The sequence below is a fragment of the Streptomyces sp. LS1784 genome (assembly GCF_020103755.1).
GTDB lineage: Bacteria > Actinomycetota > Actinomycetes > Streptomycetales > Streptomycetaceae > Kitasatospora.
In genome coordinates this window covers 1-1,355 of record NZ_JAHSQD010001051.1, presented here as the reverse complement: position 1 = coordinate 1,355, position 1,355 = coordinate 1, and the positions used below count along the sequence as shown (strand labels likewise).

General features: G+C 71.2%; 2 protein-coding genes. One reads left to right on the top strand and one right to left on the bottom strand.

Going from position 1 to position 1,355, the window contains the following annotated elements:
* The coding region (locus KS423_RS45530) for a cytochrome c oxidase assembly protein (RefSeq protein WP_224285521.1) at positions 1-982 on the bottom strand (982 nt) is incomplete at its 3' end.
* 201 nt (positions 983-1,183) lie between these two features.
* On the opposite strand from KS423_RS45530, the gene KS423_RS45525 reads away from it, so the two are divergent.
* Positions 1,184-1,355 (top strand): NAD-dependent epimerase/dehydratase family protein (locus KS423_RS45525; RefSeq protein WP_224285520.1); only part of this gene is annotated, 172 nt, incomplete at its 3' end.

Sequence of the window (1,355 nt, the reverse complement as noted above, 5' to 3'; positions counted from 1 at the left end):
CACCGGTGGCCGGGGCGGCCGGGGCCGCGCTCGCGCGCCGGTCGCGCTTGTGCAGGGAGGCCAGGTAGGCGTTGTATGCCTCCAGCTCGGCGTCGCCGGAGCGTTCCTCGGCACGGTCGGTGCGGCGGGCCTGCCGCTGCTCGGAGCCCATCCACTGGTAGACCAGCGCGATCAGCACGATCGCGGTCGGGATCTCGCCGAACGCCCAGGTGATGCCGCCGGCCAGCTTCTGATCCTCCAGCAGGTTCGTGCCGGGCGGCGCGCCCTCCGCGGTGAAGGTGGTGACCAGCGGGTGGCCGGCCATCATCACCGCCACGCCGAAGAACGCGTGGAACGGCATCCCCATGAACAGCTCGATGATCCGCATCACGTGGCCGGGACGGTGCGGGCCCGGGTCCACGCCCATGATCGGCCAGAAGAAGGCCAGACCGGTGAACAGGAAGTGCACCATCATGAAGATGTGCCCGAGGCGGTACTGCATCAGGAAGTCGAACAGCGGGGTGAAGTAGACCCCGTAGAGGCTCGCGATGAACATCGGGATGGTGAACGCCGCGTGCGAGATGATCCGGACGTACCGGCTGTGCAGCAGCGCCACCAGCAGCTCGCGCGGCCCGCGCGGACGGCCCTTGCCGGCCGGGCGCAGTGCCCGCAGCGCCAGCGTGATCGGGGCGCCGAGCAGCAGCAGGATCGGCGTCAGCATGGAGAGCACCATGTGCTGGATCATGTGCGCGCTGAACAGCACCATGCCGTAGTCGTTCAGCCCGGTGCAGGTGACCAGCAGCATGCTGGCGACACCCGCCGCCCAGCCGACCATCCGGCCGATCGGCCAGCGGTCGCCGCGCCTGTACAGCCGCACCACGCCCGCCGCGTACAGCCCCAGCACGACCAGGCCGCCGAGCAGGAACACCCAGTCCGGGGACCAGGTCCAGACGTTCGACAAGGTGAACGGGCCTAGCTGGGTCATCCCGCCGTGGTGGTGCATTCCTGACATTCCGTCGCCCATCGGCGGGTCCTGCTTTCCGTCCTCGTGGTCCCTGGTGCGGGTCCGGTTCGCCCGTTTTGCTTGACATACAGCCTAGGTGGGCCTTACCTCGGGCCACTCCCCGCCCCCTCCGTACGGGTGCCTCCCCACCGGGGCGCCTCCTGGCTAGACTGACCGGCCGGTCGGCAGGGAGGCTCGGAGATGGCGGCGGAACACGGACCCGCGGCGCGCCCCACGGTCGCGCTGACCGGGGCGACGGGCTTCATCGGCTCCGCCGTGCTGGCGGCCCTCGCGGCGCGCGGCGTCCCGGTGCGAGCCCTGGCCCGCAAGCCGCCGCAGAGCGCCGTACCGGGCACCGCCTGGGTGCCGGGCG